The organism is Sphingobium estronivorans (assembly GCF_008692605.1).
Classification (GTDB): domain Bacteria; phylum Pseudomonadota; class Alphaproteobacteria; order Sphingomonadales; family Sphingomonadaceae; genus Sphingobium; species Sphingobium estronivorans.
This window is the reverse complement of record NZ_LFCT01000025.1, coordinates 59,549-86,051: the sequence shown is the minus strand read 5'-3', so window position 1 is coordinate 86,051 and position 26,503 is coordinate 59,549. Positions and strand designations below refer to the sequence as shown.

The 26,503-nt window shown below is 65.5% G+C and carries 22 protein-coding genes and 2 riboswitches; of the genes, 7 read left to right on the top strand and 15 right to left on the bottom strand.

The features are described from left to right. The first annotated feature begins 2 nt into the window (after window positions 1-2). From F7P65_RS17230 to F7P65_RS17220, 3 genes are all read left to right on the top strand, one after another. On the top strand, window positions 3-1,310 hold the full coding sequence (locus F7P65_RS17230) for a YeaH/YhbH family protein (RefSeq protein WP_150293845.1): 1,308 nt from the start codon (window positions 3-5) through the stop codon (window positions 1,308-1,310). Then, entirely contained in the window at window positions 1,307-2,848 is a 1,542-nt protein-coding gene (locus F7P65_RS17225; protein ID WP_150293843.1) for a SpoVR family protein, read from the top strand. The genes F7P65_RS17230 and F7P65_RS17225 overlap by 4 nt, the downstream gene beginning before the upstream one ends. 138 nt (window positions 2,849-2,986) lie before the next feature. Next, window positions 2,987-3,193, top strand: a complete 207-nt coding sequence (locus F7P65_RS17220; RefSeq protein ID WP_150293841.1) for a hypothetical protein — start codon at window positions 2,987-2,989, stop codon at window positions 3,191-3,193. A 19-nt stretch (window positions 3,194-3,212) separates the two neighbouring features. Here F7P65_RS17220 and cobF read toward each other — a convergent pair whose 3' ends face one another. The 5 genes from cobF to cbiE are packed head-to-tail and all read right to left on the bottom strand — an operon-like array spanning window position 3,213 to window position 7,627. Continuing rightward, a complete protein-coding gene (cobF, locus tag F7P65_RS17215; RefSeq protein ID WP_150293839.1) occupies window positions 3,213-3,974 on the bottom strand; it encodes a precorrin-6A synthase (deacetylating) in 762 nt (253 codons plus the stop codon). Beyond that, window positions 3,971-5,284, bottom strand: coding sequence for a cobyrinic acid a,c-diamide synthase CobB (locus tag F7P65_RS17210; RefSeq protein WP_150293837.1), 1,314 nt, complete (start codon window positions 5,282-5,284; stop codon window positions 3,971-3,973). Before F7P65_RS17210 ends, cobF begins: the two co-directional genes overlap by 4 nt. Then, on the bottom strand, window positions 5,281-6,063 hold the full coding sequence (gene cobM, locus F7P65_RS17205; protein WP_150293835.1) for a precorrin-4 C(11)-methyltransferase: 783 nt from the start codon (window positions 6,061-6,063) through the stop codon (window positions 5,281-5,283). The genes F7P65_RS17210 and cobM overlap by 4 nt, the downstream gene beginning before the upstream one ends. After that, window positions 6,060-6,425: a cobalamin biosynthesis protein gene (locus tag F7P65_RS17200; RefSeq protein WP_150293833.1), complete on the bottom strand. Its 366-nt coding sequence runs from the start codon at window positions 6,423-6,425 to the stop codon at window positions 6,060-6,062. Before F7P65_RS17200 ends, cobM begins: the two co-directional genes overlap by 4 nt. Further along, window positions 6,422-7,627 (bottom strand): precorrin-6y C5,15-methyltransferase (decarboxylating) subunit CbiE, encoded by a 1,206-nt coding sequence (gene cbiE, locus F7P65_RS17195; RefSeq protein ID WP_150293831.1) that lies wholly within the window; start codon window positions 7,625-7,627, stop codon window positions 6,422-6,424. The genes F7P65_RS17200 and cbiE overlap by 4 nt, the downstream gene beginning before the upstream one ends. Between cbiE and F7P65_RS17190 the strand changes: the two genes are divergently transcribed. Beyond that, on the top strand, window positions 7,626-8,375 hold the full coding sequence (locus F7P65_RS17190; protein WP_150293876.1) for a cobalt-precorrin-6A reductase: 750 nt from the start codon (window positions 7,626-7,628) through the stop codon (window positions 8,373-8,375). The two genes, cbiE and F7P65_RS17190, sit on opposite strands and share 2 nt — an antisense overlap. Here the strand turns inward: F7P65_RS17190 and cobJ are convergent. The 10 genes from cobJ to F7P65_RS17140 form a co-directional block, all read right to left on the bottom strand. Further along, on the bottom strand, window positions 8,351-9,100 hold the full coding sequence (cobJ, locus tag F7P65_RS17185) for a precorrin-3B C(17)-methyltransferase (protein WP_150293829.1): 750 nt from the start codon (window positions 9,098-9,100) through the stop codon (window positions 8,351-8,353). The genes F7P65_RS17190 and cobJ overlap by 25 nt on opposite strands. Next, on the bottom strand, window positions 9,097-9,816 hold the full coding sequence (gene cobI / locus F7P65_RS17180) for a precorrin-2 C(20)-methyltransferase (RefSeq protein ID WP_150293827.1): 720 nt from the start codon (window positions 9,814-9,816) through the stop codon (window positions 9,097-9,099). Before cobI ends, cobJ begins: the two co-directional genes overlap by 4 nt. Next, window positions 9,813-10,442: a precorrin-8X methylmutase gene (locus F7P65_RS17175; RefSeq protein WP_150293825.1), complete on the bottom strand. Its 630-nt coding sequence runs from the start codon at window positions 10,440-10,442 to the stop codon at window positions 9,813-9,815. Before F7P65_RS17175 ends, cobI begins: the two co-directional genes overlap by 4 nt. After that, window positions 10,442-11,506: a cobalamin biosynthesis protein CobG gene (locus F7P65_RS17170; RefSeq protein WP_150293874.1), complete on the bottom strand. Its 1,065-nt coding sequence runs from the start codon at window positions 11,504-11,506 to the stop codon at window positions 10,442-10,444. Before F7P65_RS17170 ends, F7P65_RS17175 begins: the two co-directional genes overlap by 1 nt. Before the next feature lie 172 nt (window positions 11,507-11,678). After that, window positions 11,679-11,908, bottom strand: a riboswitch (cobalamin riboswitch). A 65-nt stretch (window positions 11,909-11,973) separates the two neighbouring features. Continuing rightward, window positions 11,974-12,582: a 5,6-dimethylbenzimidazole synthase gene (gene bluB / locus F7P65_RS17165; protein ID WP_150293823.1), complete on the bottom strand. Its 609-nt coding sequence runs from the start codon at window positions 12,580-12,582 to the stop codon at window positions 11,974-11,976. A 17-nt stretch (window positions 12,583-12,599) separates the two neighbouring features. After that, entirely contained in the window at window positions 12,600-13,205 is a 606-nt protein-coding gene (gene cobO / locus F7P65_RS17160) for a cob(I)yrinic acid a,c-diamide adenosyltransferase (RefSeq protein ID WP_150293821.1), read from the bottom strand. Beyond that, the gene (cobN, locus tag F7P65_RS17155; protein ID WP_150293819.1) at window positions 13,202-16,936 is read right to left on the bottom strand and encodes a cobaltochelatase subunit CobN; all 3,735 of its coding nucleotides are present in this window, start codon (window positions 16,934-16,936) and stop codon (window positions 13,202-13,204) included. Before cobN ends, cobO begins: the two co-directional genes overlap by 4 nt. Next, on the bottom strand, window positions 16,936-17,976 hold the full coding sequence (cobW, locus tag F7P65_RS17150) for a cobalamin biosynthesis protein CobW (protein WP_150293817.1): 1,041 nt from the start codon (window positions 17,974-17,976) through the stop codon (window positions 16,936-16,938). Before cobW ends, cobN begins: the two co-directional genes overlap by 1 nt. Then, window positions 17,973-19,040 (bottom strand): HoxN/HupN/NixA family nickel/cobalt transporter, encoded by a 1,068-nt coding sequence (locus F7P65_RS17145; RefSeq protein WP_150293815.1) that lies wholly within the window; start codon window positions 19,038-19,040, stop codon window positions 17,973-17,975. The genes cobW and F7P65_RS17145 overlap by 4 nt, the downstream gene beginning before the upstream one ends. A gap of 155 nt (window positions 19,041-19,195) precedes the next feature. Beyond that, a riboswitch (cobalamin riboswitch) is annotated at window positions 19,196-19,424 on the bottom strand. A 118-nt stretch (window positions 19,425-19,542) separates the two neighbouring features. Beyond that, on the bottom strand, window positions 19,543-20,439 hold the full coding sequence (locus F7P65_RS17140) for a LysR substrate-binding domain-containing protein (protein WP_150293813.1): 897 nt from the start codon (window positions 20,437-20,439) through the stop codon (window positions 19,543-19,545). 289 nt (window positions 20,440-20,728) lie between these two features. Between F7P65_RS17140 and F7P65_RS17135 the strand changes: the two genes are divergently transcribed. The 3 genes from F7P65_RS17135 to F7P65_RS17125 are packed head-to-tail and all read left to right on the top strand — an operon-like array spanning window position 20,729 to window position 26,502. Next, window positions 20,729-23,923 carry an efflux RND transporter permease subunit gene (locus F7P65_RS17135; protein ID WP_150293811.1) on the top strand — a complete coding sequence of 1,065 codons (3,195 nt, stop codon included), beginning with the start codon at window positions 20,729-20,731 and terminating at the stop codon, window positions 23,921-23,923. After that, complete coding sequence (locus F7P65_RS17130; RefSeq protein ID WP_150293809.1) at window positions 23,916-25,112, top strand: efflux RND transporter periplasmic adaptor subunit; 1,197 nt, start codon at window positions 23,916-23,918, stop codon at window positions 25,110-25,112. Before F7P65_RS17135 ends, F7P65_RS17130 begins: the two co-directional genes overlap by 8 nt. Beyond that, a complete protein-coding gene (locus F7P65_RS17125; RefSeq protein WP_150293807.1) occupies window positions 25,102-26,502 on the top strand; it encodes an efflux transporter outer membrane subunit in 1,401 nt (466 codons plus the stop codon). Before F7P65_RS17130 ends, F7P65_RS17125 begins: the two co-directional genes overlap by 11 nt. The last annotated feature ends 1 nt before the right edge of the window (window position 26,503 follow it).

Here is a 26,503-nt window from a genome sequence, read left to right as displayed (position 1 = left end):
CCATGCACATAGTCGACAGACGTTTGAACCCAGGGGGCAAGAGCCTGGTCAACAGGCAGCGCTTTCTGCGGAGGGCCAAGGCTTATGTGCAACAGGCTGTGCGCGACAGCCTGAAGGACCGCAGCATCAAGGATCTGGACAAGGAAGGGCAGGTCACGATCCAGCGTGACGCCATCCACGAACCAACGCTGCATCGCGCCGCGCAGGGGGGCAATCGGGAGCGCGTCTTTCCCGGCAATCACGATTATATGGAGGGCGACCGGATCAAGCGGCCCAATAATGGCCAGGGATCCGGATCGCAGGCCGGGCAGGGAGAGGGGAATGACGATTTCCAGTTCGCGCTCAGCCGGGAGGAATTTCTGGGGCTGTTTCTGGACGATCTGGAACTGCCCGACCTTGCCAAGCGGCGGCTGATCGGCGGGAAGGTCGATGGGATCAGGCGGGCGGGTTATTCGGTCGTCGGCAATCCATCCAACCTGTCGGTGCCGCGCACCATGCAGCGGGCGATGTCGCGCCGGATTGCGCTGCGACGGCCCAAGGGCACCGATCTCGAGCGGATCGAGGAGGAGATTGCCGAGATCGAGGCGCGAGATTCCCCCTTGCCCGATGATGCGGTGCGGCTGGAAAATCTGCGTGCCGAGCGGTCGACGATCTTCCGGCGGCGCAATCTGATTGCCTATATCGATCCGGTCGACCTGCGCTACCGGCGGTTCGAAAATGTGCCCAAACCCGTCGCGCAGGCGGTGATGTTCTGTCTGATGGACGTGTCCGGCTCCATGACGGAGCATATGAAGGACCTTGCCAAGCGCTTCTTCGCATTGCTGCACTTGTTCCTGTCGCGCTGCTACGAACATGTGGAGGTGGTGTTCATCCACCATACCGACCGGGCGGCGGAGGTCGATGAGCAGACTTTCTTCTACAGCACGGTCACGGGCGGCACGCTGGTGTCGAGCGCGCTCGACAAGTTGCTGGAGGTGGTCAAGGAACGCTATCGGCCCGATGACTGGAACATCTATGTCGCACAGGCTTCGGACGGGGACACCATGCAGTCGGACAATGGCCGGGTGGTCAGCCTGATGCAGGACGAAATCCTGCCCATGTGCCAATATGTCGCCTATCTGGAGGTCGGTCGGGAGGAATTTGCCGATATTGAAACGGTCGGCACGATGACCGGCCTGTGGCAGGCCTATGCGCCGGTGTCCGAAGCCAACCGCAATTTCGTGATGCGCAAGGTGCACCATCGGCGGGAAATCTACCCTGTTTTCCGCGAACTGTTCCAGCGCAAGGGCGTGGCGGAGCGAACGGCATGACGGCGAAGCACGCAAAAGCGCCCTTGTTCACCGGGAGCGATTGGGACTTTCCGCTCATCAACCGCATCTATGAAACCGTCGAGCCGATCGCGCTCAAGGAAATGAAGCTGGATATCTATCCCAACCAGATAGAAATCATCAGCGCGGAACAGATGCTGGATGCCTATTCCTCTATCGGCATGCCGCTTTTCTACAAGCATTGGTCGTTCGGCAAGCAGTTCGTCACCAATGAAATGATGTACCGCAAGGGGTTGAGGGGGCTGGCCTATGAGCTGGTCATCAACAGCGATCCCTGCATCAACTATCTGATGCAGGAAAACAGCGCGACGATGCAGACTTTGGTCATTTCCCATGCTGCCTTTGGGCATAATCATTTCTTCAAGAATAATTATGTCTTTCGCCAATGGACCGACGCGGAGGGCATTCTCGATTATCTGGAGTTCGCCAAACGCTATATCGCGGAATGCGAGGAGCGGTACGGACAGTTGGCGGTCGAGCGGGTGCTGGACGCGGCCCATGCACTGATGAACCAGGGCGTGCATCGCTATCCGCGGATCCGGCCGCGCGACCTGAAGAGCGAGGCGGCGCGGGAGGCGGAACGGCAGGCGTATCGCGACCGCATCTATGATGATTTGTGGCGCACGGTGCCTGTGGGCGCGCGGGCGGACGCCGTGCCGAATGAGGAACGGCGGGCAGCGCTCGGCCTGCCGCAGGAGAATATCCTCTATTTCCTGGAGAAAACCGGTCCGCGCCTGGCAAGCTGGCAGCGGGAGGTGTTGCGCATCGTTCGGCTGATCGCGCAATATTTCTACCCGCAGCGCCAGACCAAGGCGATGAACGAGGGCTGCGCGACCTATACCCATTATCGGATCATGACGCTGCTGCATGAGCGTGGTTGGATCACCGACGGCGCATTCATGGAATTCCTGTCATCGCATACCAATGTCGTCTATCAACCCACTTATGATTCAGGGCATTTTGGCGGATTCAACCCCTACGCGCTGGGGTTCGGCATCATGTCCGACATTGAGCGCATCTGCCTGGAGCCGACCGAGGAGGACCGGGAGTGGTTCGGCGACATTGCCGGCTCGGGCGATCCGGTGGAGGTTCTGAAGGATATCTGGGTCAATTATCGAGATGAGAGCTTCGTCTCCCAGTTTCTCAGCCCGCATCTCATCCGGCATTGGCGCCTGTTCAAGATCATCGATCGGACGAGCGAGTCGGAACTGCGCGTCGATGCCATTCATGACGAGCGCGGATACCGGCGGATCAGGCGGGCCCTGGCGCGGGAATATGATATTGGGCGGCAGGAGCCGGACATTCAGGTGGTCGACGTGGACCTGGTTGGGGATCGCAAGCTGATCGTGGAGCATGGCGTGGTCGACGGGGTCCTTCTCGATCCGGCAGATGCTGCTATGGTGCTGCAAAATCTGGCAAATCTCTGGGGGTATGAAGTGGTGCTGAAGGAAATCGACACCGAAAACCGCAAGGAGATGAAAAGCCACAGCGCGCAGCCGCAGGAAGGCTGGCCGCGATGAGCCGCGACGGACGGTAGATGAACGCCCGCGGCCGGCAAGATTCCATTTTCATTCGGACGGCGGACGGGCTAAGTTGAGCGCCGATTTCCGTGAGCGAAGTTGGTTGGCGAGCTTCGCGGACAGGCAGGAGTTCGATTCATGACGAATGCTCTTACACGTGAAGAGTGTCTGGAACGGGCAAAAATGCATGAGCAACTGGCGGCCACGACCGCCGATGCTTCTGCGCGCATGATGCATCATGCCATGGCGGCGGAATTTCGCCGCCGCGCCGAAGCCGTGGTGGACGATGGCATCAGACAGGCGGTCAACAGGCCCATCATGGAATTGATTTCCAAAGTCGCCTGATGGTTTGAGCCGGTAGCGCTCAAGCCTGGCCCTGCGCGGGTGGTCCGCGCCGTCGCAGCAGATAGACATCCATGATCCAGCCATGTTCCTGCCGGAGCATGGCGCGTCGGTCGATGATCTCCGTTCCGACGATGGCGAGCGGGCCCCGGGCGAGGGCCTGTTGCGGCATGCCGAGATAGGCGCCCCACCATATGTCGATCCCCTCTGGGGGCAGCGTCCGAAAGGCGCAATGGCCATCCAGCATGACCACCAGGCTGTTCGTGCAGCCGGGCCAGCCCTTTTCGCGCAGGCGGCGCCCGGTGGTGATGAGCACGGGTTCCGCCAGATCGTTGAGGCATATGCCATGGGCGGCGGTGAGCGCCTGGATGCTGGTGATGCCGGGAATGACCTGAACCCGCATATCGGGCAGCCGTTCGGCGATGCGCAGGCTGCTGTCGTAGAGCGAAGGGTCACCCCAGACCAGCAGCGCCAATGATCCGCCTTGCGGCAGATGGCGGGTAATCTGTTCCTGCCAGAGCGCCGCGATGGCGTCGTGCCAGTCGAGCACGGCGTCGACATAGGCAGGTTGGTCGGCGCGGCTGGGCATGTCGAATTCGACCAGCTTGACCGGGCGGGTCAGCAATTCGGCGCAGATGGCGCGGCGCAGGTCGATGAGGTCGGATTTCGCATCGCCCTTGCGCGGCAGCAGGATCAGGTCGGCCTCGTTCATGGCCCGGATTGCGGCGCGGGTCAGATGATCGGGATTGCCCGTGCCGATGCCGATGAGATTGAGCGAGATCATGGGGCGCTGCCCTCAGCGATAAGATGGAAGAAGCTGCCGGTGACGCGGCCGCGATGCGATCCGGTAGAGGCGATGGCGTTATCCTCGGCATCGGTGACGGTTGCGAGCGGGTGGTCGGGCTGGGCGAGGATGGTGGAATAGTGGAATTCATGGCCGTTGAGCAGCGCGCCTGCGGGAAAACCGCCCATGGGGGCGAGCAGCCGGGCGCGGCGATAGCCCAGATGCAGGCGGCGCTCGGCGAAGCTGGTGACGAGGCCCAGCAGGCCCGCCATGGCGTGGCTTTGGCCATGCGCGTCGATCAACGCTTCGCCCAGCACCATATAGCCGCCGCATTCGCCATGGATCGGGCGGGTTTCGGCATGGCGGCGCAGCGCGGAGAGAAAGCGGCCTGCCTGTGCGATCCGTCCCGCGTGGAGTTCGGGATAGCCGCCGGGGAGCCAGACAGCGTCGGCTGCGGCATCCGGGGCTTCGTCTGCAAGCGGGGAGAAGGGCAGGATTTCCGCGCCCGCCGCCCGCCAGTCCGACAGAAGATGGGCATAGGTGAAGGAGAAGGCGGTGTCCTGCGCGATGGCGAGGCGCTGGCCGGGTGGAGGGGCAGCCTTTTCCAGGAGGATGGGCGGTGACGTTGGACGGGCGGCGCGGCGGATGGCGGGCAGGTCCAGATGGGTGATGATGAGGTCGGCGATACGATCTACGGTGGCATCCAGATCGGCTTGCTCGGTCGCCTGGACAAGGCCGAGATGCCGTGCGGGCAGGCTCAGCGCGTCGCTGCGGGGGATGGCGCCGAACACAGGGATGCCTGCCTCTGCCATCGCGGCGCGGATAAGCCGTTCATGGCGGTCGCTGGCGACGCGGTTCAGGATCACGCCTGCCACGGCCATGTCGGGGCGCAGGTTGCGGAAACCCATGGCAATGGCGGCGGCGGATTGGCTTTGCCCCGAAACATCCATCACCAATATGACCGGCCAGCCGAACATGGCGGCGATGTCGGCGCTGGAGCCGTTGCCGCTTTCTCCCGCCGCGGAGGCGCCGTCGAACAGGCCCATCACGCCTTCCGCGACGATCAGGTCCGCATCCTCGGCATGGCGCGTGAGTGCGCCGATCAGCGCGCGGCCCATGGCCCAACTGTCGAGGTTGAAGGAAGGACGGCCGCTGGCCGCCTGCTGAAAAGCGGGGTCGATATAGTCGGGGCCGGATTTGAACGGCTGTACCCTGAGGCCAGCGCGAGTGAAGGCGCGCAGCAGGCCCAGCGTCACGGTCGTCTTGCCCGATCCGGAACGGGGTGCCGCGATGAGGAGGCCGGGGGTCATTCCTTGCCGACGAACAGCGAGTCGGTGCCGGACGGTCGAAAGCGGCGGTCATAGCCGGGAGCGTAAAGGCTGCTTTCGGCGAAATCGCCGTCGCCGAGCACCGGGCCAACGAGGATGATGGCGGTGCGCTCCGGGCCTTGGGCGGCGGCTTCCTCTATGGTGGCGAGGGTGGCGCGGACGATGCGCTGGTCGGGCCAGCTTGCGCGCCAGACGACTGCCGCCGGGCAGTCCGGGCCGTAATGGGGCGTGAGGTCCTCCACGACTTTCGCCAGATTGTGGATCGACAAATGGATGGCGAGCGTCGCCCCGGTTGCCGCGAAGGCGGGAAGATTTTCGCGCGGCGGCATGGAACTGGCGCGGCCCGGCGTGCGCGTGAGGATGAGCGACTGGCCGAGTTCCGGCAGGGTGAGTTCGGCCTCCAGCGCGGCGGCGGCGGCGGCGAAGGATGGGACGCCGGGCGTGATGCTGTAGGGGATGCCGAGCGCTTTCAGGCGGCGAATCTGCTCACCCATGGCGGACCAGACCGACAGGTCGCCGGAATGGAGGCGGGCGATGTCATGGCCTGCTTCATGAGCTTCGCACAGGGTGCCGACGATCTCGTCGAGGGTGAGCGGAGCGGTGTTCACGATCCGCGCGCCCGGCGGGCAATGATCGAGCAGGGCAGCAGGAACCAGCGATCCGGCATAGAGGCAGACCGGGCTGCTGGCGATGAGGTCGCGACCGCGCAGCGTGATGAGATCGGGCGCGCCGGGGCCAGCCCCGATGAAATGGACGGTCATGCGGGATTTCCTTCGGCGAGGGCGCAAGTGGCGAGGCGGTCCTGCGATACGGCGCGGGGCGCGAGCAGGCGGGCGTGGGGACCGGCTGCGGCAAGGGCGGCGGCTTCGGCGACGCTGCCCGTGCGGTGGGCCGCGAGGCTGGCGGGCGAATGGGTGCGCGTGGACTGGATTGCCAGCCGGTCGGATGACACTTTGATGAGCGGGAGACGAAGTTCCCGGGCCAGCGAGGCGAGTTGAGGCGCCTTGTGGTCAAGGGTCGCCAATGCCGCCGGGGCGTTGGCCCCCTCGGTCGCCCTTTCCCATGCGGATCGGAGCGAAACAAGAGAGGCGCTTTTGCGAAACCCGAAACCGGCGACGATCATAGGGTGACGCTCCACTGCACGAGGGGATAGGCGGAGCGCCAGCCATGGCGGCTGCCGAGCGGTACCGCCTGCGCCAGTTCGATGCGGAGGAGGTCGCCCCCTTTGCGGGCATGCCATTGGCCAAGGAGAGCTTCCGATTCCAGCGTGACGGCATTGGCGACGAGCCGGGTCTGGCCGCCGGGAAGGGCGAACAGGGTTTCGAGCAGGGCTTCGCTGAGGCCGCCGCCGATGAAGATGGCGTCCGGGCGGGTTCGGGCGCGCAGGATGTCCGGGGCCTTGCCTTCGATCACGGTCAGGCGGTCGACACCCAGCGCGGCGGCGTTGCTGCGGGCGCGGGCGGCGCGGGTGGGGTCGGCTTCGAAGGCGATGGCCTGCGTTGCGGGATGGGCGAGGAGCCATTCGATGGCGATGGAGCCCGATCCTGCGCCGATGTCCCACAATGTTTCGCCGGGACGCGGGGCGAGCGCGGAAAGGGTCAGGGCGCGGGCGGGGCGCTTGGTGATCTGGCCGTCATGGTCGAACCAGTCATCGGCTATGCCGCTGACGCGGGGGAGGGTTCTGCCGTCGCCCGCAACGGACAGGGCGACGGCGACGGGATGGGCGATGTCCGTCAAGTCGAAATTGTCAGCGGTGGTCGCGCGAATGCGCTCGCGCGGACCGCCGAGCGCTTCCAGCACATGGATGGAGGAAGCGCCGAAGCCATTTCGCGCCAGATCGGCGACGAGCGCGCTGACCGCCATACCGTCGCGCAAGAGGATGATGGCGCGGCGGCCGGGGACGAGGCTGGGGCGCAGGCGGGCAAGCGGCGCGGCGTGGAGGCCGTGGCATTCCACATCCTGCAACGGCCAGCCGAGACGCGCGGCGGCGAGGGCGAAGGTGGAGGGGGCGGGATAGACGGCCCACTCTTCCATTGCGAGCAAGCGCGTGATGCTGGCCCCCGCGCCGAACCAGAAAGGATCGCCAGAGGCAAGCATCACTGTGGGCTGACCGCGCCGGGCGAGCAGCGGGGCGATGCCATCCTCGAACGGGACTGGCCAGGGATGGCATTCCGCCTTAAGGGCTGGCAGCAGCGACAGGTGGCGCGGGGCTCCGGTGACGAACGCCGCTGCCTCCAGCGCCCGACGGGCGGCGCGGGACAGGCCGTCGGGGCCGTCCTCGCCGATGCCGATGATCGTCAGCCAGGGATCAGGAGTTTTCGACATTTCCCATATCCTCATTCTGGGCGGGACCACGGAGGCGAGCGCGCTAGCCAAAGCGCTGGCCGAGCGGGGCGAGCGGGCGGTGTTGAGCTATGCCGGCCGCACGGAAAATCCGCGCGCCCAGCCCGTGCCGGTGCGGGTCGGCGGCTTTGGCGGGATTGGCGGCCTGATCGATTATCTGCGGCAGGAGGGCGTGACGCATCTGGTGGACGCGACCCATCCCTTTGCCGCGACGATGAGCGCCCATGCCGTTGCGGCGGCGCGGGAGGCGGGGATCGCGCATATCATGCTGACGCGGCCCGGCTGGGTCGAAAGCAGCGGGGATCACTGGACCCATGTGTCGGATATTGCGGGCGCCGTGGCGGCGTTGGCGGGACCGGCGCGGCGCGTGCTGCTGGCGCTGGGACGGATGCATGTCGATGCCTTTGCCGCCCGGCCGCAGCATCATTATCTGTTGCGCTTCGTCGACATGCCCGAGGAAACGCCGGGGCTGCCCCAGCATGATCTGGTGGTGGATCGCGGGCCGTTCACGGTGGAAGGCGACATGGCCCTGATGCGGGAGCATGGGATCGACCTGATCGTATCGAAAAATGCTGGCGGCGGCGGGGCGGAGGCGAAGCTGATCGCCGCGCGGACGCTGGGGCTGCCGGTTTTGATGATCGACAGGCCGCCCTGCCCCGCCGCGCGGGTGACGCATCAGGTCGCGGGGGTGTTGGAGTGGCTGGATCATTCGGCGGAGCGCGGGGTGTAGAGGATCGGGCTGCCGGGGCGCTCGATCAGGCGGGTGCGGCTGGAGCCGACGATGACCATGGTGCGCATGTCGGCCATGTCCGGCGTGGCCTGGCCGAGGGGGACGACGCGCAGGCTTTCCTCCGGCGTGGAGACGGCGCGCGCGAAGAGGATCGGGCGGTCGTCGCCGCATTCCTCGCGCAGGATTTCGAGGGCGTGGGTGAAGCCGTTCGGGCGGGATTTTGAGCGCGGGTTGTAGAAGGCCATGGCGAAATCGGCCTGCGCGGCGAGGCGCAGGCGGCGCTCTATCAGCGGCCACGGCTTCAGATTGTCCGACAGGTTGATGGCGCAGAAATCATGGCCCAGCGGCGCGCCTGCCTTCGCGGCGGCTGCAAGCATGGCGGTGATGCCGGGCAGGACGCGGATGTCGAGCGCGCGCCACTCGAAGGGGCCTGCCTCCAGTGCTTCGAACAGGGCGGAGGCCATGGCGAAGACGCCGGGATCGCCGGAGGAGACGATGACGACCTTCCGGCCCTCTGCGGCGAGGGTCAGGGCATGGATGGCCCGGTCCAGTTCGACGCGGTTGTCGGAGGTATGCAGGGTCAGGCCGGGACGCTCCGCCACGCGGGCGACATAGGGGATATAGCCGATGACGTCTGTGGCTTTGGAGAGCGCTTCCGACACTTCCGGAGTGATGAGGGCTTCGGTGCCGGGGCCGAGGCCTGCGACCGCGATCCAGCCGGTCATGGGCGGCGTCCCTGTCCGTGGATCAACAGGATCGAGAAATAGGCGGTAACGGCGTCCGCTTCGGCGAGCGGGGTGATGCGCTGGTCGGCCATGGTCGCATATTCGACGAGCCAGGCGCAGTCCTGCTTGCCTGCGGCGGCGACGGCGCGGCGCAGCTTGGGGAGGTTGCGGCCGATCTTCATGACGACCAGTGCATTGGTGTCGTGGATGCGGCGGGCCAGTTCCTCTTCGGACAGGGTCGCCATGAGGACCGTCAGGACATCGTCGCCCCAACTGATCGGCGTGCCGCTGGCGGTCCAGGCGCCGGACATGCCGGTGATGCCGGGAACGATCCTGATGGGCGCGGCGAGGCGGCTGTGCAGGTGCATGAAGCTGCCGTAGAAAAAAGGGTCGCCTTCGCACAGGACGACCACATCCTCCCCGCTGGCGCACAGGCCGTCCAGATGAGCCGTGCAATCGGCGTAGAATCCGGACAGAAGCTCATTGTAGCGCGGGTCGGACAGCGGGATTTCGGTCGTCACCGGATATTCCATCGGAAATTCGACGGCGTTCGGGTGCAGCATGCCCTCCACGATCCGGCGGGCATGGCCGGATTTTCCCCGCTTGTGGAAATAGGCGATGTGGCGGGCATCGCGGATCAGGCGGTCGGCGCGGACGCTCATCAGGTCCTGCGCGCCGGGGCCGAGGCCGACGCCGTGGATGGTGCCTTTGGTCATTCTGCTGCGCTCGCGATAGCATTGACCGCCGCGACGGTGATGGCGCTGCCGCCCAGGCGGCCCTCCACGATGCAGCAGGGGACGGGCTGGCTTTCCCATAGGGCCTGCTTCGATTCCGCCGCGCCGACAAAACCGACCGGACAGCCGATGATGGCCGCCGGGCGGGGGCAGGTCGGGTCTTCCAGCATGTTGAGCAAATGGAACAGCGCCGTGGGCGCATTGCCGATCGCGACCAGCGCGCCGTCCAGATGCGGGCGCCACAGTTCCAGCGCGGCAGCCGAGCGGGTGTTGGCCATGCGGTCTGCCATTTCGGGCACTTGTGCGTCGTTCAACGTGCAGAGGATCGGGTTGCCGGCGGGCAGGCGTTTGCGGGTGATCCCCTCCGACACCATGCGGGCGTCGCAGAGGATGGGCGCGCCTGCCTCCAGCGTGGCGATGGCGGCCTGGGCGAAGGCTGGGGAAAAGCGGATATGGGGGGCGAGGCCAACCAGACCCGCCGCGTGGATCATGCGGACGGCAATGCGTTCCTCCTCCACAGAGAAACGGTCGAGTTCGGCTTCGGCACGGATGGTGCGGAAGGATTCCCGGTAGATGGCAGCGCCGTCGGTTTCGTAGATATGGGGCATTATGGGCTTCCGAAGAGAGCGAGAATCTGGTGGGAGGTGAGGCCGGTCTGGTCCGGGGGCGATCCGGCGCCGGCCTTGCGGGCGAGGTCGAAGCGGCCTTGACGGCCGGTGAGGACGATGTCGGCGGGCGTGGGACGGGCGCAGCCCTTGGCGCAGCCGGAAACATGGAGCGAGCCGTCGACAAGGGGTGCCAGGCGCGTGGCGAGATCGCGGGTGGTGACGCTGGCCTGCGGACAGGCCGGGGCGCCGGGACAGGCATCGACGCGGAGCAGCGGGTCTGTCGCGGCGTGGCCGGGGCTGGTCGTGCCGCCTTCCAGGATCAGGCCGCGCCATGGGGTGAGGCGCAGCGCGGTGACGCCATGCCGTCCTGCCATGGCGGCAAGGCTGTCGGCGTCCAGTTGGCCGAAGGGAAGACCGTGGAAGGGGCCGGAGGCTTGCGCCAGAAGCTGTTGGAAAGAACGGGGGGAAGCGGGTGCGATTGTCGGGGTCTGTGGCAGGGGTAGGTTGTGCCGGGCCATGCGACCGGAGGTGGCGCCACCGGTTTCGAGGAACCAGCGGGTCAGTGCGATCAGGTCTCGCGCGGCTGTTTCGATACTGGTCGGCGTACCGCGTGCATGGCTCTCCGCGCGAAGAAGCAGGTCGCCGCTTTCGCCGCGCTCGAAGCGGAAATCGGCGGGAACCTGGGTAAGGACGGGGGCAGGGCCGGTGTCGATGGCGATGCCCACCTTTGCGGGAAGTTCGGGGAGGTCATCGATGCGGGCGAGCAGCTCTTGGGCGATGCTTTCCGTATCATCCCCGGCGCACCAATCGGGCGCGAGGACGAAATTGCGGCGGGCTTCGCGGGCTGGGTCGGGATCGGTGAGGCCAAGCGCACCGAGCTGTTCGAGCAGGGGGCGGTGGCTTTGCCCGGTCACACCCCTGATCTGGAGCGCGGCGCGGTTGGTGAGGTCGATCAGACCGTTGCCGTGGCGGCGGGAGGCTTCGCCAAGCTCCGTCGCCTGGGCGACGCTCAAACGTCCCAGCGGCGGACGGACGCGCACCAGCAGTCCGTCGCCTGCCGCCATCGGGCGCCATGCAGTGGGGCACCAGCCGCGAATGGCGGCTTCGGCGCTCTGCGCGTCTGGCACTGGACTTCACCTCCCACGTCGCAACGACGACTGGAAGATCGCCCTTCCAGCCGCTCAAACCGTCGCTCGTGCGGAGAACCGAGCCGTGGCCATCCCCTGGACCAAGGCAAGAGCGACCTTTGCGTACGGCAGGTCTCCTGGCTTGCGGGTCATAGCATGGGCAGGGGGCCTTCCCGGATTGCTCCAGTGGCTGACCTGCCCCGGTTGAGGGGGGCGGTCGGTCCTTGCCTTGCTCGCCGCTCACAGTTGCAGGGACAGCCGCGGATTTGGGAGTTTTCCTCCCGCACCGCATTCCCATTCAAGCCCCTTTGAGGGGGCACCGACGCGATCGATGGAGCAGGCGCAAACCTGCTCCGCCGCGCCTCATACGCGCAGAGTGGAGGAAAGGGAAGGGGGGCGCTGTTTCAGCGCGTCACGATGGTGGAGTGCCAGTCTGTACGCTGTTCCCAGCCGCGCCGTTCCAGTTCCGGCGTCGCTTCCTCGCTCACCGGATAGCCGAGGCACAGGAGCCCGAGGCAACGCCAGCTTTCCGCTATGGAGAGCATCGCGTCGACCGTGGGGCGGTCCAGGATCGATACCCAGCCCAAGCCGATGCCGCGCGTGCGGGCGGCGAGCCAGAGGGTGTGGATTGCCATCACACAGCTATAGCGGCGCGCTTCGGGCATGGTGATCGCGCCGAGGCGGTGGCCGGTTTCGGTGCCTTCGTCGCAATAGACGGCGAACAGCACCGGGGCTTCGCGCAGGCCGTGGAGTTTCAGGCTGCGATAGAGGCTGTCTTCATCGCCTTCGTACATCCTGCCCGCCTTCGCGACCTGATCGTCGACATGGGCCGCCAGGCCCTCGCGCAAGGCGGGGGTGACGATCCGCACGAAACGCCAAGGCTGCGACAGGCCGACCGAGGGGGCGCTGTGGGCAAGGGCCAGCAGGCGCTCCACCTCCGCCTCGTCCAGCGGATCGGTGCGGAAATGGCGCACGTCGCGGCGGGCGTGGACCAGAGCCTCGAAGGCGGCAATGTCGAAGGCGGTGTGGGTCAGAATTCGATTCCTGCCTGAGCCTTCACGCCGCTGCGGAAGGGATGTTTGATCAGGGTCATTTCAGTGACGAGATCGGCCGCCTCCATCAGCGTGTCGGGCGCGTTGCGGCCGGTGATGAGGACATGTTTCATGTCGTCGCGGGCGGTCACGATTTCCAGCACCTCTTCGACCGGAAGATAATCGTAGCGCAGGACGATATTGAGTTCATCGGCAAGGACCATGTCATAGGCGGGGTCGGCGATCATGCGTTTGACCTCATCCCATGCTTCGCGCGCAAGGGCAATGTCGCGGGTGCGGTCCTGCGTGTTCCAGGTGAAGCCTTCGCCCATGGGCTTGAACTCGACATTGTCGGGAAACGCGTCGAACACCCGTTTTTCCCCGGTGGTCATGGCGCCCTTCACGAACTGGACGACGCCGACTTTCTTGCCATGGCCGATGGCGCGGACCACCATGCCGAGCGCTGCGGTCGTCTTGCCCTTGCCCTTGCCGGTGTGGACGATCAGCAGGCCCTTTTCCCGGGTCTTGGTCGCCATGATCTTGTCATGAGCGGCCTGTTTCTTTTTCATCTTTTCGGCATGTTGTTCCGGCGTGCGTTCGATCATGGGCGGTCTTCCTTGATGTGCGAGAGGAGCATGGCGGCGCTGTTGGAGCGGGGTTTCCACAGGTTACGGTCGAGCGCTTCGTGGAGACGGGCGGCGGTTTCGCGCAGGGCGGCGGGGTTGGCCTGCGCCATGAAGGCGCGGACCGTCTCGTCCTCGATGAAGGCGGCGTGGACGGCGTCGAAATGATGGTCCTTCACCGCATGGGTGGTGGCGGCGAAAGCGAAGAGATAATCGACCGAGGCGGCGATCTCGAACGCGCCCTTGTAACCGTGGCGCATCATGCCCGCGATCCATTTGGGGTTGGTGACGCGGGCGCGGACGATGCGGCCGATCTCATCCTCCAGCGTGCGGATGACCGGGCGTTCGGGGCGGCTGTGGTCATTGTGGTAGGAAAGCGGTTTCCTGCCCGAGAGATGCTCGACGGCGGCGGCGATGCCACCCTCGAACTGGTAATAATCATCGCTGTCGAGCAGGTCATGTTCGCGATTGTCCTGATTCTGGATCAGGGCGTCGGCTTGGGTCAGGCGCTGGGCGAAGAGGCTGCGTTCGGCATCGCCTTCGACGCCGCCGCCATAGGCGTAGCTGCCCCAGTCGAGATAGACATTCGCGAGGTCGGAACGGTCGTGCCAGATCTTTTCGTCGATCATGGCTTGCAGGCCCGCCCCGTAAGCGCCGGGCTTTGAACCGAAGATGCGGGCGCCAGCGCGGCGGGCAGCGGCCTTTTCGGGCGTGCCTGCCGCGATCAGGGCAGCGGATTCCGCGCGATGGCGAGCGGCGGCGGGATTGTCTTCCTCCGGTTCGTCCAGCGCCATGACGGCGCGGGCGGCGCTGTCGAGCAGATCAATCTGTTCCGGGAAGGCGTCGCGGAAGAAGCCGGAGACCCGGAAAGTGACATCGACGCGGGGGCGGTTCAGTTCGGCGATCTTCATCACCTCAAAGCCGATGACTCGGCCCGATGCCCAATCCCAACGCGGGCGGACGCCCATCAGCGCGAGAGCCTGGGCAATATCGTCGCCGCCGGTCCGCATATTGGCGGTGCCCCAGGCCGATAGTGCGATGGCGCGGGGATAGTCGCCCTCTCGCTGAAGATAGTCCTGCACGATGAGGTCGGCGGAGCGCTGGCCGAGATTCCACGCGGCGACCGTGGGGACGGAACGGGTATCGACCGAATAGAAATTGCGACCGGTCGGGAGGACATCGGGGCGGCCCCGGGTGGGCGCGCCGGAGGGGCCGGGAAGCACGAAATTGCCATTGAGCGCCTTGAGGAGCGCGGTCTTTTCGGCTTCTCCGCAGGCGGTGACGCGGGGGGCGAGATCGGTTTCGATGGCATCGAGAACGGCGGCGCTTTGCGGGCCGGGGGCCGGCTCGCCGCTGTCGAGCAGATGCATGGCGTAGAGTTCGAGGCGTTCCACCGTATCGCCCGTGGTGCGCCATGGCGCTTCGGCGCGGGTTTCGAGCGGTTTCGGGCGGGGGCCGGTCCAGGGCGTGCTCATCACGCAATCCAGCGGGTCGAAGCTCAATGAGAAGTCGTCGGCAAGGGCGCGCAGGAGGGATTGCTGGCCCGCCTGGTCCATGCCTCTGGGGCAGCGGGCAAGCGCGATGAGGAGGTCGCGGCGGAGGGAATCTTGCGGGCTCTGCGTGAAAATGTGCAGGCCGTCACGAATTTGCATTTCCTTGAGATCACACAGATAGTTATCGATCGCTGTTAAGGTATCGTCTCCGCTTCCCTGCGCGCCCGCGTCCTTGTCCAGCCCCTGGCTTGCAGCGAGGGAGAGAATATCCTTGCGCAGCGTTTCGAGGCGGCGCAAGTCCATTCCGGCGGCGAGATAATATTCATCGACCAGCGCCTCCAGTTCCTTGAGCGGGCCATAGGTTTCCGCGCGGGTAAGCGGGGGCGTCAAATGGTCGATGATGCAGGCACCGATCCGGCGCTTCGCCTGGGTGCCTTCGCCGGGATCGTTGACGATGAAGGGGTAGATTTGCGGGATCGGCCCAGCACAGATTTCGGGGAAGCAGTTTTCCGAGAGCGCAATCGCTTTGCCGGGGAGCCATTCGAGGTTGCCGTGCTTGCCGACATGGACGACGGCATGGGCGCCGAACGATTGCGCCAGCCAGATATGGAAGGCCAGATAGCCATGCGGCGGCGGCAGGGCCGGGTCGTGGTAGCTGCTTTTCGGATCGATATGATAGCCGCGGGAGGGCTGGACGGCGACGGCGATATTGCCGAAGCGATGGACAGGAAGGTGGAACGCGCCATGACGGAAGAAGGGATCGGCTTCGGGCGTGCCCCAGCGGGTTTCCATGGCTTTGCGGGCGGATTCGGGAAGGGTGGCGAAGGCGGCTTCGTAAGTGGCGAGGGGAAGCAGGACTTCAGAGGGGCGATCCGGCTCGGCATTGGTGACGCTGGCAGTCATGAGGCGCATCAGCGCTGCGCCGTCGGTCGGCGCATGGGCGGTGCTGTAACCGGACTCGGTTAGCGCATTGAGGATCGCGGCGGCGCTGGCGGGCGTATCCAGACCGACGCCATTGCCGATGCGCCCGTCCTTGTTTGGATAGTTGGCGAGGACAAGCGCAATATGGCGGTCGGCGTTGGCTGTTTTTCGAAGTTTGGCCCAATTTACAGATAGTTGGGAAACAAAGTTAACACGGTTCTCCAGAACCTTTGGGACGATGATGCTGCATTCTGTAAGTTGGTCGAAGCGGGCGGCAGCCTTAAAGGCGACTGCGCGGGAGAAGAGGCGGCCGTCCACTTCGGGGAGCGCGATGTGCATGGCGAGGTCACGCGGGCCGAGACCTCGGGCGCTTTCCTCCCAGGCGCTTTGTTCGGCGCTGGCGAAGATGGTCTGAAGGATGGGGCAGTCCGCTTGTTCCAGGATGGAAGGGGTACGCGGTTCTCCGGGGGCGCTCGCGGCGAAGGCGGTGGCGTTGAGGATGACGTCCGGCGGCGTTTCCGCCATGAGGGTCTGGAGGAAGTCTCTGGCGAAGGGTTCGCGCAGGGCGCGGACATGGACCGGCAGAATATTCATGCCTGCCTGTTCGAGACCCTCGATCATGGCGTCCACGGCTTCGAGGGTGCCGGCGACCAGCAGAGCACGGTAGAAAATGAACAGAGCCATGGGCTGGCCCGGAGTCCAGCGGGCCTTGACCTGCTCCAGCGTCGGGCGGTCGGTACCCGACAGGTAAAGGCCAGCTTCGGCCACCGGAACCGGTGCGTCTGGGGTGCCCGCATCGATGCCTCCCAGGCGGGCGGCGGTCTTGAGGAAGGCGATGGCGTTGAGGATGCCGCCCTGGCGCAGATAATCGCGAAGCTGATCGCAGCTTTCAGCGGGCAAGGTCGAGGCGGCGCGCAGGTCGGGGTCGTCGTCACGGCCATCGGCTATGGCAGCGAAGGCTATGCCTTTTTCGCGGGCAATATTGGCAATTTCATCAATGCCATAGGGCCAGTAGCTCTTACCTCCCAGCAAGATCACGCAGACGAATTTCGCGTGGGCAATCACCTGTTCGACATAGAGGTCGACGGAATAGGGGTGCTTGAGTTGCAGGAGGTTGGCCAGCCGGATCGACGGAGCAGCTTCCCCTTGCTGCTCCGCCAATATGTGGGCTGCGCTGGCGAAGCAGGCGAGTTCGCTGTCCGCCACGGTCAGCAGCACGATGTCGCCAGGCGATTGGCCGAGGTCGATCGCTTCCTCGCCGTTGGAGACGGTACCGGGCGTGGCGGTCAGCAGGTGCATCAGGCGGCGACCGTCTGCGCGCCGAGGGCGGCTTCGATGGCGGCGCGGTCCAGGCCCGTTTGGCCAATCACGACGAGACGGGACGCGCGCGGTTCGCCGGGCTGCCAATGGCGGTCATAATGATGCTGTATGCGCGGGCCGACCGCTTGCACGACGAGACGGGCGGGGCGGCCTGCGATGGCGAGGAAGCCCTTGACCCGCAAGATGTCGTGCGCGGCGATGGTATCGGTAAGGGCCGCCAGCAGCGGTTCGGGATTGCCGAGTTCGCTGAGGTCGACGATGAAGCTTTCAAAATCATCATGGTCATGATGCTCCTCATTGTCATGATGGGAGGGGCGAGAGTCGATCTGGTCCTCCACGCCCGCGTCGAGGCCGAGCAGGATGGCGGGGTCGATCTCGCCCTTCGCGGCGCGGATGATGCGGACGCCTGGGCGGATCTCCTTGGCGAGGTCCTGTTCCAGCCCGGCTAGCGTGTCGGCGTTCACCAGATCGGTTTTGTTGAGCAGGACGAGGTCGGCGCAGGCGAGCTGATCCTCGAACAGTTCCTCCAGCGGGCTGTCATGGTCCAGCGTCGGGTCGGCGGCGCGGGCAGCGGCGAGCGCTGCTTCGTCATGGGCGAAGCGACCGGCGGCCAGCGCGTCGGCGTCGATCAGCGCGATCACGCCGTCCACCGTGGCCCGTGTGCGGATGTCGGGCCATTGGAAAGCCTTCACCAGCGGCTTGGGCAAGGCGAGACCGGAGGTTTCGATGATGATGTGATCGGGCGGCGTCGGGCGGTCGAGCAGGCGCTGCATGGTCGGCAGGAAATCGTCCGCCACGGTGCAGCAGATGCAGCCGTTCGCCAATTCGATGATGTCCTCGTCGGGGCAGGCTTCATCGCCGCAGCCCCGCACCAGCGCGCCGTCGACGCCGACGTCTCCAAACTCGTTGATGATGAGGGCGAGCCGGCGTCCGCCTGCATTTTCGATGAGGTGTCGGATCAGCGTGGTCTTTCCGGCGCCGAGGAAGCCGGTGATGACGGTTGCGGGAATTTTCTTCATGCGGGATTTCCTTGGGTTTCGAGAGCGACTTCGATCTCGTCGAAGCCTTTCCAGCGGTAGACGGCCCAGCTCACCAGCCAGCAGGCGGCGAACAGGCCGATGATGAGGAAGCCGAGGCTGTTGAAATGCGCGCCCAGATCGGCCGCCAGCGTCCAGATGCCGCCCGACAGGCCCAGCTTGTCGCCGAGCAGCGCCGCCGCCTCGATCCCGCCGATGAGCAGCGCGACCAGGGCGGACACAAGCGTGATGGTGATGTTGTAGTAGAGCTTGCGGATCGGCTTCACGAAGGCCCATTGATAGGCCCCCATCATCAGCGCGCCATCCGCCGTGTCGATCAGCGCCATGCCCGCCGCGAAGAGCAGCGGGAAGATGAGCGCGGTCGAGAAGGAAAGGCCGCTGGCGGCTTGCCCGGCGGACAGGCCGAGGATGGCGACCTCCGTGGCGGTGTCAAAGCCCAGGCCAAACAAAAAGCCGAGCGGCGCCATATGCCAGCTTCGCGTGACGAGGCGGAAGAGGGGGCGGAAGATGCGCGCCAGCAATCCCCGACCGCCGAGAAGAATATCCATATCTTCATCGACATAGGCTCCACCGTTGCGAACATGATTGAATGTCTTGAGAACCGATCTCAGGATGATCAGATTCATCGCCGCAATGACGAAGAGGAAGGTTGCCGAGACGATCGTCGCCATGACGCCGCTGACCGCGCCCACCGCCTCCACGCGGCTCAGGGCACTGGCGGCGACGGCGATGGCCACGGCGGCGATCAGAACGATGGCGCTGTGGCCGATGGCGAACCAGAAGCCTACGGTCAGCGGGCGCTGGCCGTCCTGCATCAGCTTGCGGGTCACATTGTCGATGGCGGCGATATGATCCGCATCGACCGCATGACGCAGGCCCAGGCTCCAGGCGAGCAGCGCCGTGCCCAGCATGACGGTATTGCCCGCGAAAAGGGCGAAGGCCCAGCTCCATGCGGCCAGATTGGCGGCGATCAGCATCGCGAACATGACCGTGGCGCGGCGGCGCAGCGGGACAGGCTGCGCCAGCGCGTTCGAAACAGATGTCATCAGGGTCAGTCCCCCGTCGGCGTCAGCGAAACCGGACGGAAACTGCCTTCATGCCGGACGGACGCTCTTGCGCCCGGCATGCAGACAGCAGTTCCCGCTGCTTCAGGCGTCGCTCAGACGGAGTACCGTGCCGCGGCCATCCCCTGGACCAAGGCAAGAGCGACCAGACGCAGGCAGGTTTCCTGGCTCACGGGTCGCAGCTTGACGCATGGCCTTCCCAGGTCTCGCAGGATTTAGCGTCCGACCCAGTGGCTGATCCTCCGGCGCTCCGAAGAATCGATATGCATCTCGCTCACCGCTTACAGTTGCAGGGACAGCCGCGGATTCATCACCGCATTCCCTATTAAGTCCCTTGGCAGGGACACCGGCGCGATCAGTGAAAACCGGCCATCGGCCTGCTTTCACGCGGCTTGCATAGAGACTGGCGCGGGGAAAGGAAAGGGGCACTTAAGCTGGAAAAGATGCTGGGGTTCGCTCAAGTCCATCAAGCGGGCGCTGCCGGTCAGTCGACGCTACGCTCTTCGAGCAATGTATGGAGAAACGCTTGGCCGGTCGGTGACAGATCCTCATTATGGATCAGCCAGAGCGAACTCATGACAGGCACATCGAAGGCCCGGTTGACCACATTGTCGACATGCAGCCGGGCCATGGACTGGGCGATCACTGTCGGCCCGAAGCCCGCAGCGACAAGTCCCAGAAGGGTTGCAAGGCTGCGGGCCTCATGCGAAATTTTCGGCGTGAAACCGGCTTTTGCGCAAAGTGCGAAGAAATGCTCGGTAAAGCCCGTGCCGTTGGGCGCGCCGTAAAGCACCAGCGGTTCGTCGCGAAGGTCGCCGATCTTGGGGGGCGCCGGCCGCAGAGCGAGGGGATGATCGGTGCGCAGCGCCAACACCATTTCTTCCTTGAGAAGGCATTGCGACACCATGCCGTCTGGCAGGACAGGGGCTTCGTAGTCGCGCACGATGCCGAGATCGAGTTGGCGGCTGCGCACGCTTTCGACCTGCTCGTCGCGGCCTTGTTCGCGCAGGATGAGTTCGACGTTGGGATAAGTTTGGCGAAATCGGTAGAGCGCGCGTGCCACCGGAGGTACGAAAGGCCCGGATGGGGTGAAGGCAAGGCCGAGACGACCGATCTCCGCCCGTTGCGCCATGCGGGCGATCTGGGCGGCGCGTTCGGCCTGGGTGACGGTCTGGCGGGCCTCGGGCTCGAACAGCCGGCCCGCTTCGGTCAGGCGGACGCGGCGGCTGGTGCGGTCGAACAGGCGGACGCCCAGTTCCTCTTCCAGCGCGCGGATCTGCTGGCTGAGCGGCGGCTGGGAGATGCCGAGGCGTAATGCGGCGCGACCGAAATGCATCTCTTCCGCGACGCACAGAAAGTAGCGCAGGTGGCGCAGGTCCATGGATCATGTCGTCCAAGCTATTGATCATGCCATATTATATATTAGACGCAGAATGTCGAGAAGCGCATGGGCGAGTCGAATGTGGCGGCATCTCAGGACCGCCGGCGGATGTGCGCGGGCTTTGCCCCCTCATTGCCGCAGCACTCCGCTCGCAGCGGGAGGCGCCGCCACATTCTAGCGCGGTTTCGTGCTGCTCCGCCGCTCATCCTGAGCGGCGGAAAAATATCGGGAGAGGGCGCCTTTCATGTGGTGCGGGGAATGGCCCGGCAGCGCATTCGTGGAGTCGTGAATGATCGGTATCGTCAAGATTGCCCTGCACCGTCCGCTGACCTTTATCGTGATGGCGATCCTGATCGCGATCGGGGGCGTGCTGGCGGCCGCGCGGACGCCCGTCGACATCTTTCCCGACATTCGCATCCCCGTCGTCGCGGTCGCCTGGCAATATGCGGGGCTGTCGCCGGAGGACATGGCGAACCGCATCGTCAATCCCTATGAGCGCGGGTTGACCACCACGGTCAACGATATCGAGCATATCGAGAGCCAATCCTTCCAGGGCATCGGCATCGTCAAAATCTATTTCCAGCCCGGCGCGGACATCCGCACCGCGACCGCGCAGGTGACCTCGGTATCGCAGTCCGTGCTGCGCCAGATGCCGCCCGGCATCGCGCCGCCGCTGATCCTGAATTACAGCGCGTCGACGGTGCCGATCCTGCAACTGGCGCTATCCGGCAAGGGCCTGTCGGAGCAGCAGCTGTTCGATATGGGCATCAACCAGATTCGCCCGCCGCTGATCACCGTTCCGGGCCTGGCCATGCCTTTCCCCTCCGGCGGGCGGCAGCGGCAGGTGCAGATCGACCTCAATCCGCTGGCGCTCCAGTCCAAGGGGCTTTCGGCGCAGGATGTGGGCGTGGCCATCGCGGCGCAGAACCAGATCAGTCCCGCCGGCTTCGTCAAGATCGGCGCGACTCAATATAGCGTGAAGCTGAACAATGCGCCGACCTCGATCGAAGCGCTTAACGACCTGCCGGTCAAGGTGGTGAACGGCGCGACCATTTACATGCGCGACGTGGCCCATGTCCGCGACGGCAGCGGGCCGCAGCAGAATGTGGTGCATGTGGAAGGCAATCGGTCGGTGCTGCTGACCATCCTGAAAAACGGCGCGACCTCCACCCTGTCCATCGTCGAAGGCGTCAAGGAGAAGCTGCCCCAAATTGCCGCGACCTTGCCTGACACGCTGAAGATCCTGCCCATCGGCGACCAGTCGCTGTTCGTGAAGGCGGCGGTCGAAGGCGTCATTCACGAAGGCGCCATCGCGGCGGCGCTGACGTCGCTGATGATCCTGCTGTTCCTGGGGTCCTGGCGGTCGACGGTCATTATCGCGCTGTCGATTCCGCTGGCGATCCTGGCGGCGATTGCGGCACTGGCGGCGTTCGGCCAGACGATGAACGTCATGACGCTGGGCGGGCTGGCGCTGGCGGTCGGCATATTGGTCGACGATGCCACGGTGACCATCGAGAATATCAACTGGCATCTGGAACAGGGCAAGGGCGTCATCGACGCGATCCTGGATGGCGCGGCGCAGATCGTGACGCCGGCCTTCGTGTCGCTGCTGTGCATCTGCATCGTATTCGTGCCGATGTTCTTCCTGCCGGGCGTGGCCGGTTTCCTGTTCGTGCCGATGGCGCTGTCGGTCGTGTTCGCGATGATCGCGTCTTTCGTCCTGTCGCGGACGCTGGTGCCGACGCTGGCCATGTATATGCTGAAACCCCATGCCGGGCCTGGCGATGCGCACATGGCCGGGACCGGCGCATCCCGCAACCCGCTGGTGCGTTTCCAGCGGGGGTTCGAGCGGCGGTTCGAAAAAATCCGCAAGGGCTATGTCGGCCTGCTGCATCGGGCGCTCCACGCGCGCAAGGCATTCCTGCTGGGCTTCATGGCCGTCGTGCTGCTGTCCTTCGGGCTGTTGCCGATGCTGGGCAGCAATTTCTTCCCCTCGGTCGATTCCGGGCAGATCGCCATGCATGTCCGGGTGCCGGTGGGCACCCGGATCGAGGAGGGGGCGGCGCGGTTCGACCGCATCGCGCGGGAGGTCCGCTCGCTTGTCCCGGCAGGGCAACTGGCCTCCATCACCGACAATATCGGCCTGCCGGTCAGCAGCATCAACACCATCTACAACAATAGCGGGACGATCGGGCCGCAGGACGGCGACATGCTGATCGCGCTCACCAAGGATCACCGGCCGACCGATGAGATCGTCGCCACGCTGCGCCGCGAACTGCCGCGCCGTTTCCCCGGTACGATCTTTTCCTTCCTGCCGGCGGACATCACTAGCCAGATCCTGAACTTCGGCGCGCCGGCGCCGATAGATGTCCAGATTTCGGGCAAGAATGCGGAGGGCAATCGCGCCTATGCGCAGAAGCTGCTGGCGAAGATGGCGGCGATTTCCGGGCTGGCCGACGCGCGCATCCAACAGCCCGCGCGATCCCCGCAGATCGACGTGGATGTCGACCGCTCCCGCGCCGGCCAATATGGCTTGTCGGAACGCGATGTGACGTCCAGCCTGGCGAGCCAGTTGGCCGGCACCTCCCAGACCGCGCCGGTCTATTTCGTGAACCCGGAAAATGGCGTGCAATATCCGGTCGTCGCGCAGGCGCCGGAATATCTGGTCGGATCGATGAGCGATCTTGCCAATGTGCCGGTTTCGGGTTCCGCCGGCGGTACAGCGGTCCAGCCTCTGGGCGGCCTGGCGACCATCAGCCGGTCGAACACGGTGCCGGTGGTGTCGCATTATAATATCGCGCCGGTGCTCGACATTTTCGCGACCACCCAGGGGCGTGACCTGGGCGCGGTCGCCGGCGACGTGCAGCGCGCGATCAAGTCGCTGGAAAAGGAGCTGCCCAAGGGCACGACCGTCACGATCCGTGGTCAATTTGCAACCATGAAGACGGCCTTTTCGGGGCTGGGCTGGGGTCTGGCGGGGGCGATTGTGCTGATCTATCTGCTGATCGTCGTCAATTTTCAGAGCTGGGTCGATCCCTTCGTCATCATCACGGCGCTGCCGGCGGCGCTGGCGGGAATCGTGTGGATGTTGTTCATCACCGGCACGACATTGTCCGTGCCGGCGCTTACCGGGGCGATCATGTGCATGGGGGTGGCGACGGCCAACTCCATCCTGGTCGTCAGTTTCGCGCGGGAGAAGCTGGCCGAGCTGGGCGACGCCACCGAAGCGGCGCTGGAAGCGGGCATGGTCCGCTTCCGTCCGGTGCTGATGACCGCGCTCGCCATGATCATCGGCATGGGGCCGATGGCGCTGGGCCTGGGGGACGGCGGCGAGCAGAATGCGCCGCTCGGCCGGGCGGTCATCGGCGGCCTGATTTGCGCGACCATCGCGACCCTTTTCTTCGTTCCCACCATCTTTGCCTTCGCCCATCGCAAGCATGGGCAAAAGGCGTCTTCCATGGAAATGCAGCCGAACCATGTCTGAGCACGAACCGATCATCGACAATCCCGAGATAAATGGACCCGACAGCCGCACGCTGAAACGCGTGGGGATCGGCGCGGCCATCGTCGCGGTGGCGGTCGTCGGCCTGGGCTTGGAGTCGCGGATCAATGCCACCAACGAGTTGAAACGGGTCGCTGCCGAAACCTCCATCCCGACCGTCGCCGTGGTGATGCCTGCGACCGATGGCGAGGGCGACGCGTTGGTGCTGCCGGGCAATGTGCAGGCCTATAATAGCGCGGCGATCTTCGCCCGGACCAACGGCTATGTCCGGCGCTGGTTGGCGGATATCGGCGACCGGGTGCAGGCGGGCCAGCCGCTCGCCATTCTGGACGCACCGGAAGTCGACCAGCAATTGGCGCAGGCGCAGGCGGATTATCAGACCGCCCTCGCCAATGAGCGGCTGTCGGCCACAACGTCGAAGCGCTGGGCGTCCATGCTGGCGCAGGATGCCGTGTCGCGGCAGGAGGCCGATGAAAAGGCGGGCGACCTGGCCGCGCGCAAGGCGCTGTCCAACGCGGCCCTCGCCAATGTTAAGCGCTTGCAGGCGTTGCAGGGCTTCACCCGCCTGTCAGCGCCGTTCAGCGGCGTCGTTACCAGTCGGTCGGCGCAGATCGGCGCGCTGGTGGTCGCCGGCAATGCGGCGGCCCAGCCGCTGTTCACCGTGTCCGATACGCACCGGATGCGCATCTATGTGCGGGTGCCGCAGGGCTATTCGGCGGAGATCAGGCCGGGCATGGCGGCAACGCTGTCCCTGCCGGAATATCCCGGGCGCAGCTTCAACGCGACGCTGACCAGCAGTTCGGACGCGGTCGACGCGCAATCGGGTGCGGTGCTGGTGCAGTTGCAGACGGATAATGCCGACGGCGCGCTGAAACCGGGCGCCTTCGCGCAGGTGCGCTTCAAGGTGGCGGCAGGCTCCGGCAATGGCCTGAGCCTGCCGGGCAGCGCGATCCTTTACGGCAATGACGGGCCGACGGTGGCGGTGGTCGGCGGCGACGGCCGCGTGACCGTGAAGCCGGTGATCATCGCGCGGGACCGGGGCAATGTCGTGCAGCTTTCCTCTGGCCTGTCGCCGACCGACCGGGTGATCGACACGCCGCCCGATGCCATTCGCAGCGGCGACAAGGTGCATGTCCAAAGCCCCGCGAAGGATGTCGCCCATGGGCGTTGATCGCCGGGCGGCGGCCCTGTTGTTGACGGGGCTGTCGTTGGCGGGGTGTTCCATGGCACCGGCCTACCGCCCGCCCGCAAACGCCGTGCCGCAGAGCTTCAAGGAAGTCGAGGGCTGGACCGCCGCCACACCGGGGGACCAGGCATCGCGGGGCAGATGGTGGGAAGCCTTTGGCGATCCGGTGCTGAACGATCTGGAAGCGAGGGCGGAACAGGCCAGCCCGACCCTGGCGGCAGCACTGGCGCGTTACGATCAGGCGCGGGCGGCGGCGCGGGTGGAAAGGGCGGACCTCTTTCCGCAGGTCGGCGTAGGGGGCGATGCCAGCCGTCAGCGACTGTCGGGCAATCGCTTCGGCGGCAATGGGACTGCGCCGACTTATGATGATTTTTCCGTCGGCGCGACGCTGGACTATGAGCTGGACCTCTGGGGCCGCATCCGCAACAGCGTGAAGGCTGCGCGGGCCGACGCCCAGGCGAGCGGGGGCGATCTGGCCTCGGCCCGGCTCAGTCTTCAGGCGGCGGTGGCCGATGCCTATGCGCGGCTGCGCGGACTGGATGCCGAGGCGGAATTGCTGCGGCAAACGGTGGAGGCGTTCGACCGGGCCTATCGGTTGACGACCACGCGCCACGATGGCGGCATTGCATCGGGGATCGACGTTAACCGGGCCAAGACGGTGCTGGATAATGCGCGCGCCCAGATTTCCGCTGTCGCCAATGAACGCGCGGCGACGGAACATGAGATCGCCGCGCTGGTCGGCGCAGTCGCGTCCGATTTTTCCGTGCCCGTGCACGCGCAGCCGCTGGCCGCTCCGGAACTGCCTGCGGGCGCGCCTTCGGAACTGTTGCAGCGGCGGCCGGATATCGCTGCGGCCGAACGGCGGATGTTCGCGGCCAATGCGCGGATCGGGGTGGCGAAGGCGGCTTTCTTTCCGACGGTGACCCTGGGGCTGTCGGGCGGTTACCAGGCGACCCATGGCGATGTGTTCAGCAAGGCCAGCAGCTTCTGGGGGCTGGGTCCGGCCTCGGCGCTGCTGACGCTGCTCGACGGCGGGCGCCGCCGGGCGGAAGTGAAGATGTCCCGTGCCGCATATGAGGAAGTGAGCGCAGGCTATCGGGAAACGGTGCTGGGCGCGTTCCGGCAGGTCGAGGATGCGATCGCGGCCAACCGGCATCTGGCCGATCAGGCGGTGAGCCAGCGGAGCGCCGCGACGGCCGCCGGGCGGACCAGCGAACTGGCGCTGACCCGCTATCGCGACGGGGCATCGGATTATCTGGAGGTGGTGACGGCGCAGACCGACGCGCTGGAGGCCCAGCGCGCCTTGCTGGCGGTCGAAACCCAGCGGATGCGCGCGAGCGTCGCGCTGGTCAAGGCATTGGGCGGGCCTGCCTGAC

Bases quoted from the DNA above. Each gene is read 5' to 3' on its own strand.
- F7P65_RS17230 (WP_150293845.1), top strand. From the start codon at position 3: ATGCACATAGTCGACAGACGTTTGAACCCAGGGGGCAAGAGCCTGGTC.
- F7P65_RS17225 (WP_150293843.1), top strand. From the start codon at position 1,307: ATGACGGCGAAGCACGCAAAAGCGCCCTTGTTCACCGGGAGCGATTGG.
- F7P65_RS17220 (WP_150293841.1), top strand. From the start codon at position 2,987: ATGACGAATGCTCTTACACGTGAAGAGTGTCTGGAACGGGCAAAAATG.
- cobF (WP_150293839.1), bottom strand. From the start codon at position 3,974: ATGATCTCGCTCAATCTCATCGGCATCGGCACGGGCAATCCCGATCAT.
- F7P65_RS17210 (WP_150293837.1), bottom strand. From the start codon at position 5,284: ATGACCCCCGGCCTCCTCATCGCGGCACCCCGTTCCGGATCGGGCAAG.
- cobM (WP_150293835.1), bottom strand. From the start codon at position 6,063: ATGACCGTCCATTTCATCGGGGCTGGCCCCGGCGCGCCCGATCTCATC.
- F7P65_RS17200 (WP_150293833.1), bottom strand. From the start codon at position 6,425: ATGATCGTCGCCGGTTTCGGGTTTCGCAAAAGCGCCTCTCTTGTTTCG.
- cbiE (WP_150293831.1), bottom strand. From the start codon at position 7,627: ATGTCGAAAACTCCTGATCCCTGGCTGACGATCATCGGCATCGGCGAG.
- cobJ (WP_150293829.1), bottom strand. From the start codon at position 9,100: ATGACCGGCTGGATCGCGGTCGCAGGCCTCGGCCCCGGCACCGAAGCC.
- cobI (WP_150293827.1), bottom strand. From the start codon at position 9,816: ATGACCAAAGGCACCATCCACGGCGTCGGCCTCGGCCCCGGCGCGCAG.
- F7P65_RS17175 (WP_150293825.1), bottom strand. From the start codon at position 10,442: ATGCCCCATATCTACGAAACCGACGGCGCTGCCATCTACCGGGAATCC.
- F7P65_RS17170 (WP_150293874.1), bottom strand. From the start codon at position 11,506: ATGGCGGCAGGCGACGGACTGCTGGTGCGCGTCCGTCCGCCGCTGGGA.
- cobO (WP_150293821.1), bottom strand. From the start codon at position 13,205: ATGATCGAACGCACGCCGGAACAACATGCCGAAAAGATGAAAAAGAAA.
- cobN (WP_150293819.1), bottom strand. From the start codon at position 16,936: ATGCACCTGCTGACCGCCACGCCCGGTACCGTCTCCAACGGCGAGGAA.
- cobW (WP_150293817.1), bottom strand. From the start codon at position 17,976: ATGAAGAAAATTCCCGCAACCGTCATCACCGGCTTCCTCGGCGCCGGA.
- F7P65_RS17145 (WP_150293815.1), bottom strand. From the start codon at position 19,040: ATGACATCTGTTTCGAACGCGCTGGCGCAGCCTGTCCCGCTGCGCCGC.
- F7P65_RS17140 (WP_150293813.1), bottom strand. From the start codon at position 20,439: ATGGACCTGCGCCACCTGCGCTACTTTCTGTGCGTCGCGGAAGAGATG.
- F7P65_RS17135 (WP_150293811.1), top strand. From the start codon at position 20,729: ATGATCGGTATCGTCAAGATTGCCCTGCACCGTCCGCTGACCTTTATC.
- F7P65_RS17130 (WP_150293809.1), top strand. From the start codon at position 23,916: ATGTCTGAGCACGAACCGATCATCGACAATCCCGAGATAAATGGACCC.
- F7P65_RS17125 (WP_150293807.1), top strand. From the start codon at position 25,102: ATGGGCGTTGATCGCCGGGCGGCGGCCCTGTTGTTGACGGGGCTGTCG.